At 73.5% G+C, this 14664-nt stretch carries 9 protein-coding genes; 8 read left to right on the forward strand and 1 reads right to left on the reverse strand.

Going from position 1 to position 14664, the window contains the following annotated elements; all coding sequences use genetic code 11:
- Nucleotides 1–5 precede the first annotated feature (5 nt).
- Nucleotides 6–2570, forward strand: a complete 2565-nt coding sequence (locus QIS99_RS17745) for an ABC transporter permease (RefSeq protein ID WP_282514455.1) — start codon at nucleotides 6–8, stop codon at nucleotides 2568–2570.
- Nucleotides 2571–2625: 55 nt separating this feature from the next.
- Here QIS99_RS17745 and QIS99_RS17750 read toward each other — a convergent pair whose 3' ends face one another.
- A complete protein-coding gene (locus QIS99_RS17750) occupies nucleotides 2626–4494 on the reverse strand; it encodes a serine/threonine-protein kinase (RefSeq protein WP_282514456.1) in 1869 nt (622 codons plus the stop codon).
- A 228-nt stretch (nucleotides 4495–4722) separates the two neighbouring features.
- On the opposite strand from QIS99_RS17750, the gene QIS99_RS17755 reads away from it, so the two are divergent.
- The 7 genes from QIS99_RS17755 (at nucleotide 4723) to purB (ending at nucleotide 14664) form a co-directional block, all read left to right on the forward strand.
- Nucleotides 4723–5157, forward strand: a complete 435-nt coding sequence (locus tag QIS99_RS17755; protein WP_282514457.1) for a GNAT family N-acetyltransferase — start codon at nucleotides 4723–4725, stop codon at nucleotides 5155–5157.
- A gap of 258 nt (nucleotides 5158–5415) precedes the next feature.
- Entirely contained in the window at nucleotides 5416–6798 is a 1383-nt protein-coding gene (locus tag QIS99_RS17760; protein WP_282514458.1) for a hemolysin family protein, read from the forward strand.
- Nucleotides 6795–7808 (forward strand): hemolysin family protein, encoded by a 1014-nt coding sequence (locus tag QIS99_RS17765; RefSeq protein ID WP_282514459.1) that lies wholly within the window; start codon nucleotides 6795–6797, stop codon nucleotides 7806–7808. Before QIS99_RS17760 ends, QIS99_RS17765 begins: the two co-directional genes overlap by 4 nt.
- A gap of 67 nt (nucleotides 7809–7875) precedes the next feature.
- The gene (gene abc-f / locus QIS99_RS17770; protein ID WP_282514460.1) at nucleotides 7876–9561 is read left to right on the forward strand and encodes a ribosomal protection-like ABC-F family protein; all 1686 of its coding nucleotides are present in this window, start codon (nucleotides 7876–7878) and stop codon (nucleotides 9559–9561) included.
- Between the two features lie 64 nt (nucleotides 9562–9625).
- Nucleotides 9626–10456, forward strand: a complete 831-nt coding sequence (locus QIS99_RS17775; RefSeq protein WP_282514461.1) for an SGNH/GDSL hydrolase family protein — start codon at nucleotides 9626–9628, stop codon at nucleotides 10454–10456.
- 155 nt (nucleotides 10457–10611) lie between these two features.
- On the forward strand, nucleotides 10612–13140 hold the full coding sequence (locus QIS99_RS17780) for an NACHT domain-containing protein (protein ID WP_282514462.1): 2529 nt from the start codon (nucleotides 10612–10614) through the stop codon (nucleotides 13138–13140).
- 90 nt (nucleotides 13141–13230) lie between these two features.
- A complete protein-coding gene (gene purB / locus QIS99_RS17785; RefSeq protein ID WP_282514463.1) occupies nucleotides 13231–14664 on the forward strand; it encodes an adenylosuccinate lyase in 1434 nt (477 codons plus the stop codon).

The raw sequence follows: 14664 nt of genomic DNA on the forward strand, positions 1-14664 counted from the left end.
CGGTCGTGCTGAAGGCCACACTGCGGAGCTTCTTCGCCCACAAGGGCCGGCTCGTGCTCTCCGCGCTCGCCGTCGTCCTGTCCGTGGCGTTCGTCGCGGGCAGCCTGATCTTCTCCGACACGGTGAGCCGTACGTTCGACCGGCTCTTCGCGTCCACATCGGCGGACGTGACGGTCGGGCCGAAGCAGGGCTTCGGGGAGTCCGTTCCGTCCGGGACCGTGCCGACCGTTCCGGCCGGACTCGCCGAGCGGGTGGCGGCGGTGGACGGGGTGGCGGACGTCCAGGTGGACGTGGAGGTGGAGAACATCACCGTCGTCGACGCCCGCAGGGAACCCGTCGGCCCGACCACCGGCGCACCGACCATCGGCACCAACTGGTACGTGTACGACCGCAGTCCGGTCGAGCTGGCCTCCGGGCACGCGCCGCGCGGCCCCGGTCAGGCGCTCCTCGACGCGGACACCGCCGAGAGCAAGGACGTCTCGATCGGCGACACCCTGACGGTGCTCGCGCCGCCCGGCTCCTTCGACGTACGGGTCGTCGGCATCGCCGCCTTCACCACGACCAACCCGGGCGCGGCCCTGGTCTTCCTCGACACCCCGACCGCGCAGCGGGAACTCCTCGGCGACGCGGACGCGGCGACCTCGCTGGCCGTGACGGCCGCGCCCGGCAGCGACGACGAGACGTTGAAACGGCGGCTCGGCGCGGAGCTCGGCGGCGCGTACGAGCTGCGCACCGCCGACGAGCAGGCCGAGTCCTCGGCGGCCCAACTGGGCGAATTCCTCGACGTGATCAAGTACGTGATGCTCGGCTTCGCCGGGGTCGCGGTGCTTGTCGGGGTGTTCCTGATCGTCAACACCTTCTCCATGCTGATCGCCCAGCGCACCCGCGAGCTGGGCCTCCTGCGCGCCCTGGGCGCCGACCGCGCGCAGGTGCGGCGTTCGGTGCTCGTCGAGGCGCTGCTGCTGGGCCTGGTGGGCTCGACGCTCGGCCTGGCGACCGGCATCGGGCTCGCCTTCGCGCTGATCGAGCTGATGGCGCTCACCGGGATGAATCTGGACGCCGCGGAGATGGTCATCGGGCCGGTGACGCCCCTCGCGGCGTACGCGGTGGGCGTCGGTGTCACGTTCGTGGCCGCGTATCTGCCGGCCAGGCGGGCCGCTCAGGTCTCCCCGATGGCGGCGCTCGCGGATGCCGAAGTCGCCGGTGCGGGGCGGCCGTTGACGGTGCGTGCCGTGGTCGGTGCGGTGGTGGCGGTGGCCGGGGCGGCTGCCCTGGCCGGCTGTGCGGTGAGCGGGGACACGTCCACGTCGGCCTGGCTGCTCGGCCTCGGCGTGGTCCTCACCCTGGCCGCGGCGGTGATCGCGGGCCCGCTCCTGGTACGGCCGGTGATCCGGGTCCTGGGCGGGGCGTTCCCGGCACTGTTCGGCTCGGTGGGCCGGATGAGCCGGCGCAACGCGCTGCGCAACCCGCGCCGCACCGGGGCCACCGCGGCGGCGCTGATGGTGGGGCTCGCGCTGGTGGGCGGGCTCTCGGTGGCGAGCGCGTCGATGACGGCGTCCTTCGACAAGGAGATCGACCGGACCCTGGGCGCCGACTTCATGGTCCAGGCGGGCAACTTCCGGCCGTTCCCCCGGGAGATCACCGAGCGGGTGCAGGACGTCGAGGGTGCGGGTCTCGTCGTACGGCAGCGGTTTGTGCCGCTCGCGCTGTCGCTGCCGGACGGGAAGCGGGTGGAGTCGGCGGCGGCCGCGTACGACCCGGGGCTCGATCAGGTGGCGAACCTGGAGTACGCGGTGAACGGCTCCGCCGAGGCGCTCGCGCCCGGACACCTCGGCATGGACCGGGAGTTCGCCGCCGAGCACCGGGTGCGCGTCGGTGACACGGTGCCCGTGGAGTTCCCCGGCGGGCGGAAGGCCGAGCTGATGGTGGGCGCGCTCACCGACCTGGGCGGGCCGGGCAGGCCGGGCGCGGCGGGCAGCCTCGTCGTCGGGATGGGCACGGCGGACCGGTACGTGCCGGGCGGGCAGGACTCCGTGCTGTTCGTGAACGCGGCGGACGGTACGGATCCGGACGCGCTGCGCGCCGCACTGAACGCGGCGCTCGACCCGTATCCGCAGGTGCAGGTGCGAGACCAGGCCGACTACAAGGAACTGGTGCGGGAGCAGATGGCCGTGCTGCTGTACCTGGTGTACGCGCTGCTCGGCCTGGCGATCGTGATCGCGGTGCTCGGCGTGGTCAACACCCTGGCCCTGTCGGTGGTGGAGCGCACCCGGGAGATCGGGCTGCTGCGCGCGATCGGACTTTCGCGGCGGCAGTTGCGGCGCATGATCCGGCTGGAGTCGGTGGTGATCGCCGTGTTCGGCGCGGTGCTCGGCCTCGGGCTCGGGCTTGTGTGGGGGCTGGCCGTGCAGCAGGTGCTGGCCCTGGAGGGCATGACGGAACTGGCGATCCCGTGGGGCACGGTCGTCGCGGTGGTGCTCGGCTCGGTGGTGGTGGGCCTCGCGGCGGCGCTCGTACCGGCGCTGCGGGCGTCCCGGATGAACGTGCTCGCGGCGATCGCGCACGAGTGAGCCGCGCCCCCTCGGTTGCGGGGCGCGGCTCCGACTGCCCATGCGGGTACGGGAGTTACTTCTCGGGCTCCCAGAGCGTGGCCGTCGTCAGATACGTCGGCAGGCTGTCCGGCGTGTCCCGGTTGACCTTGCGGATCCACAGGTGGGCCACGGCCTTGTCGGCGGTCTCCACGCAGAGGCCGACGCCCTTCTTCAGGACCGAGTCGTCACGCAGCTCGTCCAGCGGGACGGGGTTGGGCAGGGAGCTGTCCCGGGCGGCCCTGAGGCAGGCGCTCGGGGTGGGGAACTCGGCGGTGACGGTGTTCATGATGCTGCCGTCGGTCGCCTGCAGCCCTTCCTCCGGTTCGGGTTCGGCGCAGGCGTGGTACGCGAGGGCGCCGAGGTAGTCGGCGGCGTCGATGTTGCCGGGGTGAGTCACACGGAACTCGTTGTCGATGTCGACGTGCACGGTGTCGCACTGGGAGACGTTGGTGGCCTTCTCCGGCTTCGGACCGGCGATGGTGACCGTCTTGTCCTGCAGGGTGAGCCGCCAGCCCGCCTCCGTCTTCGCGCCGCCGGGGGCGGGCTGCTCGCCGCCCGGACCGCCGTTGCCGCCACCGGAGTCGGCGTCCGCGTCGTCCGTGGGCCGCGGTCCGTCGGTGTTCTTCCCGGGCTCGCCCGTGGTGCCGTCGGTGGCCTCGTTCGAGGAGGGCGTGTCGTCCTCGAACAGCGTCTTGTACCCGAGCACCGAGCCCGCGCCGACGGCCACCACGGCGACGACGGCGGCCGCCACGATCAGTCCGGTCCTCCGTCGACGCGGCGCCGGGCCCGGCGCGGTCGGCGCCGGGTTCTGCTGGTCCGGTACGGCCGGGGCCCGCTGGTCCGGTACGGGGGCGGCGTGCTGGGGCGGCGGGGGCGCGCTCGGCCCGAAGGCGGGCGGCTGGGGCGGCTGCGTCGGCAGGTGCGCGACGGGGGCGGCCGGCGGGGGTTGCTGGGGCGGGGCCTGCTGGTCCGGGGATTGCTGGTCCGGGGATTGCTGCGGGGCCGATGGCGCGATCCGCATCGTGTGCTCCTGCTGCTCCACCGCCTGCGCGAGGTCCGGCGGCAGCCACCAGCCCTCCGCGCGGCCCAGCCCGGCGGCGCCCGCGGCCGCGTGGCAGTGCTCGACGATCTCCGCCGGGGACGGCCGCGTCGCCGGGTCCCGGCTCAGGCAGCTCTCCACCAGGCCCCGCAACTCCTGCGGGCAGCCGTCGAGTTGGGGCTCATTGGCGACGATGCGGTGCAGGATCGCCTGCGAGGGGCCTTCGCCGTACGCGTGCGTGCCCGTCGCCGCGTAGTGCAGGACGAGGCCGAGCGCGAACACGTCCAGGGCGGGGGTGATGTCGCCGCCCGTGGCCTGCTCCGGCGCCATGTACGCGGGCGTGCCGAGCGCGACGCCCGTACCGGTGAGGGCGGCGGTGTCGGCGGCGCGCGCGATGCCGAAGTCGATGACGCGCGGGCCGTCCGCGCCGAGCAGCACGTTGGACGGCTTGAGGTCGCGGTGCACGATCCCGGCGCCGTGGATGGTCTGCAAAGCCTCGGCCACCCCGCCCGCCAACTGCAGGACGGTGCGCAGCGGGAGGGCCCCGTGCCGGCTCACGGCCTCGGAGAGCGGCGGCCCGGGGACGTACGCGGTGGCGAGCCAGAGTTCGCCGTCCTCGGTGCGGCTGTCCAGGACGGGCGCGGTGTACGGGCCCTGCACGCGGCGGGCGGCCGCCACCTCCTGGCCGAACCGCTCCTTGAACAGCGGGTCCTGGGCGTACTCGCGGCGCACCACCTTCAGGGCGACGGGCTGGCCGCCGCGCGTGTGCGACAGGTAGACCACGCCCATGCCGCCCTGGCCGAGGCGCCCCTGGAGGCGGTAACCGGCAATCTCCCTGGGCTCGTCAGGAGCCAGCTGTTCCATCCGCGTACGCCTCCCCGTTCGTTGGAGTGGACATGATACGAACCGGTGCACGGGCCCTCGGAGCCCCCCACGCCCTGCCTCCGGACCCCGCCCGCGCCCGACGTCTCGGCCCGTCGGCCCGTCGGCCCGCCATCTCGACCCGACGTCTCGGCCCGACGTCTCGACCCGACGTCCCGGCCCGTGAAATCCCCTCGCCGCCGTCGCGCGCGCCGTGCTTCGCTGGCGATCATGAGCGCTCTGAGGATCCGTACCGCCGAACCCGCCGACGCCACCGACGTGCTCGCGTTCTGGAAGGAGGCGGCCGAGGGGACCAGCGTCAGCGACGACGAGGCCGGGGTGAGCGGGCTCATCGCGCGCGACCCCGGCGCCCTGCTGCTCGCCGAGACCGGGGACGGGCTGCTCGTCGGCTCCGTGATCGCGGGCTACGACGGCTGGCGCTGCAGCCTGTACCGGCTCGCCGTGCTTCCCTCGCACCGCAGGCGCGGCGTCGCCACGGCGCTGCTCGAAGCCGCCGAGGAACGGTTCACGGCGCTCGGCGGGCGGCGCGGGGACGCCATGGTCCTGGAGGCGAACGAGCGGGCGCAGCGGGCCTGGTCGGCGGCCGGGTACCGGCGTGAGGACCACTGGCGGCGCTGGGTGAAGCCGCTCGCGGAGCGCTCCTGACGGCCGACCCGGCGGTTCTCCTGACGGCCGCCCCGGCCGGTTCTCCTGACAGCCGCCCCGGCCGGTCCTTTTGCCGATCCTTTACTCTGGATACTCCGCTGCCGTTCACCCCGAGCGCAGCACCCCGTACCCGAACGAAAGGTGTGAGCGTCCGCCCATGGGCGAGCCTCCCAGTTGCGTCTCCGCGCACAGCAGCAGATCGGGCCGACATCGCGCGGCCGTCCCTCCCCTGCCGGATCATGGGACGGGGGTGACCCGATGACCGAACTGCTCCTGCTCGGCGTGGCGCTGCTGCTCACACTGGCCTGCGGTGTGTTCGTGGCCGCCGAGTTCTCCCTCACCACCGTCGAGCGCAGCAGCCTGGAGCGGGCCGTCGCCGACGGCGAACGCGGTGCGGACAGCGCCCTCAAGGCCGTCCGCAGCCTCACCTTCCAGCTGTCCGGCGCCCAGCTCGGCATCACCGTGACCGGCCTGGTCATCGGCATGCTCGCCAAGCCGTCCATCGGCACACTGCTCTCCGGGCCGCTCGACGACCTCGGCCTGCCCAAGGCCACGGCCGACGGCGTCGCCCTGACGCTCGGCACCGTGCTCTCCACGATCGTCCTGATGGTCGTCGGCGAGCTCGTCCCGAAGAACTGGGCGATCTCCTCGCCGCTGGCCGTCGCCAAGCGCGTGGCCACCGCCCAGCGCTGGTTCAGCGCCGCGTTCAAGCCGCTGATCACGCACCTCAACAACACCGCGAACCGCTCCGTGCGCCGCCTCGGCCTGGAACCCACCGAGGAGCTGGCGTCCGTGCGCGGCCCGCAGGAGCTGGTCGCCCTCGCCCGGCACTCGGCGAAGGAGGGCGCCCTGGAGGCGGACACGGCCGAGCTGTTCGTCCGTACGCTCAACCTGGCGGACCTCACCGCGGAGAACGTGATGACGCCGCGCGTGCAGGTGATGGCCCTGGACATCCAGGCCAACGCCGAGGACGTCGCCACCGCGACCCGCGCCACCGGACTGTCCCGCTTCCCGGTCTACCGCGGCAACCTCGACTCCGTCGTCGGCGTCGTGCACATCAAGGACGTGCTCGCCATACCGGCCGAGCGCAGGCCCCGCTTCCCCGTCGCCGAGCTCCTTCGCGAGCCGCTGCTGGTCCCCGAGACGCTGACCGTGGACCGCCTCCTGGACCGGATCTCCGGCAAGCGCACCATGGCCGTCGTCATCGACGAGTACGGCGGCACGGCCGGCGTCGCGACCCTGGAGGACATCGTCGAGGAGGTCGTCGGCGAGGTCCGCGACGAGCACGACCCGCACGAGACGTCCGACCTCTCCCCCGCCGGCACCGACGAGCACGGCCGCAGGCTGTACGACGCCGACGGCGCCGCCCGCCCCGACCAGCTGGCGAAGATCGGCCTGCGCGCGCCGGACGGCCCGTACGAGACGCTGGCCGGACTGGTCGCCACCGAGCTCGGCCGGATTCCCGCCGCCGGGGACGTGGTCGAGGTCGACGGCTGGCGGCTCGACGTCCTCGACGCCACCGGCCACCGCGCCGCACGCCTGCTCCTGCACGCGCCGCTCGACCTGCCCGGACGCGGCCCCGCGCCCACGGCCCCGACCAGCACGCCCGGGAACGGGAAGAACGGGGAGGCTGCGCGATGACCGCGGTCCAGCTCCTGATCGGCCTGGCCACGCTCGTGGTCAACGCCTTCTTCGTGGGCGCCGAGTTCGCCCTGATCTCCGTCCGCCGCAGCCAGATCGAGCCGCACGCCGAGAAGGGCGACCGGCGGGCCCGCAGCGTCATGTGGGGCCTGCAGCACGTCTCCCACCTGATGGCCGCAGCCCAGCTCGGCATCACGCTGTGCACCCTGGTCCTCGGCATCGTCGCCGAGCCCGCGATCGCGCACCTGCTTGAGCCGGTCTTCGACGCGGTGGGCGTGCCGCACGGCCTGGTCCACCCGGTGTCGTTCGTGATCGCGCTGGCCGTGGCCACGTATCTGCACATGCTGACCGGCGAGATGATCCCGAAGAACATCGCGCTCGCCGAACCGGTGCGCAGCGCGCTGCTGCTCGGCCCTCCGCTCGTGGCGATCACCCGCGCCCTGCGCCCGGTGATCTTCGCGATCAACGCCTTCGCGAACGCCCTGCTCAAGCTGCTCAGGGTGGAGCCCAAGAACGAGGTGGAGGCCACCTTCTCGGACGACCAGCTGGCCCGGCTCGTCAAGGACTCCGGGGACGCCGGCCTGATCGACGACCGCGCGCAGGAGCGCCTGCACGACGCCCTCGAACTGGGCCGCCGCCCGGTCCGTGACGTGGTCATGCCGCTGGAGCAGGTGGTGTACGCGGAGGTCGGCGTCACCCCCGAACAGCTGGAGCAGCTGTCGGCCCGCTCCGGGTTCTCCCGCTTCCCGGTGGTCGACCAGGGGCGCCGCATCGTGGGCTATCTGCACGTCAAGGACGCCCTCGACGCCTCGCCGCGCGACCTGCCGTTCCAGGTCAGGGACATGCGCCCGATCGCCCGCGTACGGGAGGCCACGCCGCTCGACGACGTGCTGACCGCGATGCGCAGCAGCCGCACCCACCTGGCGGCGGTCATCGGCGAGGACGGGAGGCTCGCGGGGCTTGTGACGATGGAGGATGTCCTGCGGGAGCTGTTCGGCCAGCCTGTCTGAGCGGACTGTCCGAGCGGACTGTCTGAGCGGACTCCGGCATTCGGGGGCGTACGGGAGAGGGGCGCGGGTGAGTCAACTGGTCCTGCGGGACGTGTCGTTCGGCTACCCCGAGCGGCCGGTCCTGGAGCGGGTCTCGCTGTCGGTGCGGCCCGGTGAGCACGTCGGCGTGATCGGCGAGAACGGCTCCGGCAAGTCGACGCTGCTGCGGCTGGCCTGCGGGCGTGGCGTGCCCGCCGACGGTGAGGTGCGGGTGGCGGCGGACGGCGGTACGGGGTATCTCGCGCAGACCCCGGAGCTGCCGCCGCACGCCACGGTGCAGGACGCCGTGGACGACGCGCTGGCCGAGCTGCGGGACCTGGAGCGGCGCATCCGGCTCGCCGAGGAGTCCCTCGGCTCGGCCGGTCCTGCCGGACTCTCCGCGTACGCCGACCTGGTCGCCGCCTTCGAGGCCCGCGACGGCTACCGGGCCGACGCCCGCCTGGACGCGGCCCTGCACGGGCTCGGCGTACCGCACCTCGGGCGTGACCGCAGGCTCGGCTCGCTGTCCGGCGGGGAGGCGGCGCGGCTCGCGCTCGCCTGCGTGCTCGCGGCCGCGCCCGAGCTGCTGCTCCTGGACGAGCCGACCAACCACCTGGACGCGGCGGCCCTGGACTGGCTGGAGGAACGGCTGCGCACCCACCGCGGCACGGTCGTCGCGGTCACCCACGACCGCGTCTTCCTCGACCGGATCGCGGACGCGATCGTCGAGGTCGACGGCGACCGGCACAGCGTGGACCGGTACGGCGGGGGCTGGCCCGGCTATCTCGCCCAGCGCACCGCCGCCCGCCTCCGCTGGGAGCAGCGCTACCGCGAGTGGCGGGACGAGGTGGAGCGCCAGGAGAAGATCGCCGAGGGCGCCGCCGACCGGCTCTCCTCGGGCTGGCGGATGCGGGACAGCAGCTCGTTCGCGAAGTTCTCGGGGCACCAGCGGTCGGTGGAGGGCCAGGTCTCGGGTGTCGTACGCAACGCGCGGGAGCGGCTGCGGCGGCTGCGGGCCGAGCCGGTGCCGCGCCCACCGGAGCCGCTGCGGTTCTCGGCCGCGCCGGAGGGCGGGGACCATCCGTTCCTGCTGCCCGTGGAGCTGACGGATGTGGCGGTGGGGGAACGGCTGGCCGTCGACCGCCTCCGCCTGGTGCCGGGCGCGCGGCTCCTGGTCACGGGGCCCAACGGCGCGGGCAAGTCCACGCTGCTCGGCGTCCTCGCGGGTTCGGTCACCCCGGACCGCGGCGAGGTCCAACGCCCGGTGCGTGTCGGCCACTTGCCGCAGGAGGTCCCGTACGACGAGTCCTCGTCGGGGCGTACGCTCCTGTCCGCGTTCGCCGCGGGTCTGGACGGACTGCCCGAGGACCACGCGGACCAGCTCCTCGCCCTCGGCCTCTTCCGCGAGGCGGACCTTGTCGTTCCGGTACGTGGGCTCTCGGTCGGCCAGCGCCGCCGACTGGCCCTGGCCCGCCTGGTGACCCGCCCCGCCGACCTGCTCCTCCTCGACGAACCCACCAACCACCTCTCCCCCGCCCTGGCGGAAGACCTGGACCAGGCCCTCGCGGCCTACTCCGGCACGCTGGTGGTCGTCTCCCACGACCGCCGACTGCGGGCCGCGTTCGCCGGGCACCGGATCGAGGTGATCGGGGGGCGGGTTCCCCCCTTCCCGCCCCTCCCCGAAAGTCCTGCGGACAGCCCTGGGGGCAAGCCCTCAGACCCCCGATCGCGCTGAGGCGCTCGTCCTGCGGGGTACGGGGGCACAGCCCCCGAACCCTCCGACTACCATCGCTGACGCCATGCAGATAAATGCCACCTACACCAGTCTCGTCGCGGTCGGCGACTCCTTCACCGAGGGCATGTCGGACCGCCTGCCCGACGGCACGTACCGCGGCTGGGCCGACCTCCTCGCCGCGCGGATGGCCGCCGTACAGCCCGGATTCCGGTACGCCAACCTCGCCGTACGCGGAAAGCTCATCGGGCAGATCGCCGCCGAGCAGGCCGACGCGGCGGCCGCGCTCAAGCCGGACGTCGTGACCCTGGTGGGCGGGCTCAACGACACCCTGCGCCCCCAGTGCGACATGGGCCGCGTACGGGCGCTGCTCGACGAGGCCGTGGAGAAGCTGGCGCCGGCCTGCAAACGGCTGGTCCTGATGCGCAGCCCCGGCCGGCAGGGCCCGGTGCTCGAACGGTTCCGGCCGCGCATGGAGGAGCTGTTCGCGCACCTCGACACCCTCGCCGCGCGGCACGGCGCGCTCGTCGTCGACCTGTACGGCGCGCCGGTCCTCGGCGACCAGCGGCTGTGGGACGTGGACCGGCTGCACCTCACCGCCGAGGGGCACCGCCGGGTCGCGGAAGCGGTGTGGCAGACCCTCGGGTACGCGGCCGAGGAGGACTGGCGGGCCCCGCTGCCCGCCGCGGTCCGACAGGGCTGGGCGGGGCGCCGCGTCGCCGACGTCCGGTTCGCCCGGGAGCACCTGGTGCCGTGGATCGGCCGCAGGCTGACGGGCCGCTCCTCGGGCGACGGCCGCCACGGGGCCCAGTTCGACGCGGCTCGCGGTACGGGGTTCTGGGTCAGCCCTGCGGAGGGGGATGCGCCGGGTCCGGTGACGGGGTGGCGGCGGGTCTAGGCCTGTCCGGCGGGCCTTCGACCGCCCTGCGGGGTGCGCCTTCTTCCCCTGCGAAGGGATTGTGCCGATGAAAGGGTGGCGGGAACTTTCCGTTGCGCCCTACCGTCTGCCACCCAACAGCCTTAACCGGAACACCAGTTGTCGGGGGTACGCAGGTGGATCCCGCACTCGTCCTCAGCCGTCTCGCCCAACCCTTCATGACCGAGCTCGTGCCGCGGCTCTTCGTCACGCCCGCCCCGGGCACGGGACTCGTCGAGAAGAGCGCCGTCCCGGTCCGGCGGCTCGTCGGGCCACGGGGCGAGACCCGTGCCGTACGCGACCGCGACCTGCGCGCACTCGGCGCGAAGCTCGTCCGGCAGGCCGTCGGCGGGCCCGGCGAGCGGCCGGTGCGGCCCGACGAGGACCGGGCCGTGGCCGACGCGCTCGCCCGCACCCTGGACGCGCTCGGCGAGGTGGAGATGAGCGACGTCCAGGCGGTGGCGCTGCAGGCCGACGGGTTCGCGCAGCACCTCCGCTCGCTCGTACCGGACGCCGCCCGCGAGCTGTCCGAGGAGGGCGCGCTGCTGCACGCGCTGCTCCTGGAGGTCACCGCCCGGCACATCCTGGAGTTCTTCACCAGCCGGTCGGCTTCGGTCCCCCGCACCCTCGTCGAGCACAGCGGCTTCCTCGCCGAACTCTGCAAGCGGTACGAGCGGCTGGAGGCTCGCGTGCCCTCGCAGGGGGCCGCCGACGCCGCGTTCGAGGAGCGCTTCGCGCGGGACACCGCGATCCTGCACAACCGTCTGACGATCTTCGGCATAGACCTCGCCAGCGCCCCCGACTCCTGGCCGCTCGACAGCACGTACCTCGGGCTGCGCTGCGAGCCCGGCGGCGGGCCGCAGGGCTCGGCCACGCCGGTGCCGGTGTCGCGCGCGCTCGCCGGGCGCAGCCGCATCCTGGTGCGCGGAGTGGCCGGTTCCGGGAAGACGACGCTGCTGCAGTGGCTCGCCGTCGCCACCGCCAAGGGCGAGCTGCCGGCGCAGCTTGCGGGGTTGCGGGGGCGGGTGCCGTTCGTGCTTCCGGTGCGCCGCTTCGGGCGGGAGAACCCGCCCGTGCCGGGGGAGTTCCTCGCCGTGAACGGGTACCCGGGCGCCGACACGCAGCCGCCCGGCTGGGCGGACCGGGTGCTGAGGCAGGGCCGCGGGCTCCTGCTCATCGACGGCGTGGACGAGGCCCCCGAGCCCGCCCGCGAACACCTCCGCCACACCCTGCGCGACTGGACGGCGCTCTACCCGGGCAACGTCTGGCTGGTCACCACCCGCCCCTCCGCCGTACCCGACGGCTGGCTGGCCGCCGAGGACTTCGGCGAGGTGCAGCTGGCCCCGATGAGCCGGGACGAGGTCCACGCGTTCGTGGAGCGCTGGCACGCCGCCGCCCGCCAGGAACCCGGCGCCGACCCGGCGGTCCTCGCCCGGTACGAGCAGACCCTGATCGACGCGCTGCGCCTCACCCGCGACCTGGGCCGCCTCGCCACCAACCCGCTGATGTGCGGACTGCTCTGCGCGCTGCACCGGCATCTGCGCGGCTATCTCCCCAGCGGCCGCAAGGAGTTGTACGACGCGGCCATGTCGATGCTGCTGGAACTGCGGGACCGCCAGCGGGTCGTACCGGACGACGGGATCGCGCTCAGCCGGCAGCCGAAGATCCAGCTGCTGCAGAAGCTGGCGCACTGGATGCTGATCAACGGCAAGTCGGAGATGGACCGGGACATCGCCGTCGACATCCTGCAGCGGCACCTGCCTGCCGTGCCGGCCGCGGCCAGGCAGGGCGACGCCGAGACGATCTACCGCCACCTGCTGAACCGCACGGGCCTGCTGCGCGAACCCACCGCGGGCTCCGTGGACTTCATCCACCGCACCTTCCAGGACTATCTGGCCGCCGACGCGATGGTGCAGCAGCACGACTTCGGCCTGCTGCTCGACCACTCCCATCTCACCGAGTGGGAGGACGTGGTCCGCATGGCGGTCTCGCTGTCCCGGCCGAACGAGGTCGCGGAGCTGCTGCGCGGCATGGTCTCCCGCCGCCCCGGCCTGCGCACCGCGCACGCCCGGCACAGCAAGCTGCTCGCCGCGGCCTGTCTGGAGCACGTGAGCGAGATCGACCCGGAGGTACGGCAGCTGGTGCAGCGGGCCACCCAGCAGATGGTGAACCCGGCACACCCGGCGGGGGCCCGTGCGCTCGGCTGGATCGGCCCGATCGTCCTGGAGATGCTGCCGGACCCGCGTACGGTCTCCGACGACCGGGCGTTCATCCTCGCGGTCACCGCGTCCTCCGTCGCTGACGACATGGCGATCGACTACCTCGCGGGCCTGCGCGAGCGCGAGCGCATGGACATCCGGGTCCAGCTGGCGAACGCCTGGCCGCGGTACGACACCGCCCGCTACGCGCGGGAGATCATCGCCCACCTCGACGAGCACGGCGGGCTCTACTTCCCGGTCACCGACCTGGACGAGGCCCGCGCCCTCGCCGGCCTCGGCGGCCGCGCCCATCTGCACGTCAAGGGCCAGCTCGACCCGGCGCAGCTGGCCGGGATCCTGCCGGTCGAGCCCGTCCGCCGGCTCCGCGTCGAACCCGATCACCCGGCCTCGGACGAGCAGTGGCAGGCTTCGTTCCCGTACGTGGAGCCGCCGATCTGGCGGGAGTGAGCTCCGGGGAGCCGCGCCGGCCCCTCGTAGGTTCCGACGAAGGGGACCGGGGCGTCGGCCTGTCCGAAAGTGTCAGTAAACTGGCCGACTGTGACTGCAAAGCCCCGCATCCCCAACGTCCTGGCCGGCCGCTACGCCTCCGTCGAGCTCGCCGCCCTGTGGTCCCCCGAGCAGAAGGTGAAGCTGGAGCGCCAGCTGTGGCTGGCCGTCCTGCGTGCCCAGAAGGACCTCGGGATCGAGGTGCCCCAGGCCGCCCTCGACGACTACGAGCGCGTCCTCGACCAGGTCGACCTGGCCTCGATCGCCGACCGCGAGAAGGTCACGCGGCACGATGTGAAGGCCCGGATCGAGGAGTTCAACGCCCTCGCCGGGCACGAGCAGGTCCACAAGGGCATGACCTCCCGCGACCTGACGGAGAACGTCGAGCAGCTGCAGGTCCGCCTCTCCCTTGAGCTGGTGCGGGACCGCACGGTCGCCGTCCTGGCCCGCCTCGGCAAGCTCTCCGGCGAGTACGGCGAGCTGGTCATGGCCGGCCGCTCGCACAACGTCGCCGCGCAGGCCACCACCCTCGGCAAGCGCTTCGCGACGGCCACGGACGAGCTGCTGGTCGCGTACGGCCGGATCGAGGAGCTGCTCGGCCGCTACCCGCTGCGCGGCATCAAGGGCCCCGTCGGCACCGCGCAGGACATGCTGGACCTGCTCGGCGGTGACGCCGACAAGCTGGCCGACCTGGAGCAGCGCATCGCCGGGCACCTGGGCTTCGCGCAGGCCTTCACCTCGGTCGGCCAGGTCTACCCGCGCTCGCTCGACTACGAGGTCGTGACCTCGCTGGTCCAGCTGGCCGCCGCGCCCTCGTCCCTGGCGAAGACGATCCGCCTGATGGCCGGGCACGAGCTGGTCACCGAGGGCTTCAAGCCGGGCCAGGTCGGCTCGTCGGCGATGCCGCACAAGATGAACACCCGCTCCTGCGAGCGCGTCAACGGCCTGATGGTGATCCTGCGCGGCTACGCGTCGATGACCGGCGAGCTGGCGGGCGACCAGTGGAACGAGGGCGATGTGTCCTGCTCCGTGGTGCGCCGGGTGGCGCTGCCGGACGCGTTCTTCGCGCTCGACGGCCTCCTGGAGACGTTCCTGACGGTGCTCGACGAGTTCGGCGCGTTCCCGGCCGTCGTCGCCCGTGAGCTGGACCGTTACCTGCCGTTCCTCGCCACCACCAAGGTCCTGATGGCCTCGGTGCGCGAGGGCGTGGGCCGCGAGGAGGCGCACGAGGCCATCAAGGAGAACGCGGTCGCCTCCGCCCTGGCGATGCGCGAGCAGGGCGCCGAGCGCAACGAACTGCTCGACAAGCTGGCCGCCGACTCCCGCATCCCGCTCGACCGTGCGCAGCTCGACGGGCTGATGGCGGACAAGCTGTCCTTCACGGGCGCGGCCGCGGGCCAGGTGGCGCAGGTCGTGGCCCGCGTCGAGGAGATCGTGAAGCAGCACCCGGAGGCCGCGGGGTACGCGCCGGGAGCGATCCTCTGA

Origin of the sequence: Streptomyces solicavernae (assembly GCF_029968095.1) — a bacterium.
Lineage (GTDB): Bacteria > Actinomycetota > Actinomycetes > Streptomycetales > Streptomycetaceae > Streptomyces > Streptomyces solicavernae.

Excerpts from the sequence above, each read along its gene's own strand:
- QIS99_RS17750 (WP_282514456.1), bottom strand. The coding sequence starts at position 4,494 with ATGGAACAGCTGGCTCCTGACGAGCCCAGGGAGATTGCCGGTTACCGC.
- QIS99_RS17755 (WP_282514457.1), top strand. The coding sequence starts at position 4,723 with ATGAGCGCTCTGAGGATCCGTACCGCCGAACCCGCCGACGCCACCGAC.
- QIS99_RS17760 (WP_282514458.1), top strand. The coding sequence starts at position 5,416 with ATGACCGAACTGCTCCTGCTCGGCGTGGCGCTGCTGCTCACACTGGCC.
- QIS99_RS17765 (WP_282514459.1), top strand. The coding sequence starts at position 6,795 with ATGACCGCGGTCCAGCTCCTGATCGGCCTGGCCACGCTCGTGGTCAAC.
- QIS99_RS17775 (WP_282514461.1), top strand. The coding sequence starts at position 9,626 with ATGCAGATAAATGCCACCTACACCAGTCTCGTCGCGGTCGGCGACTCC.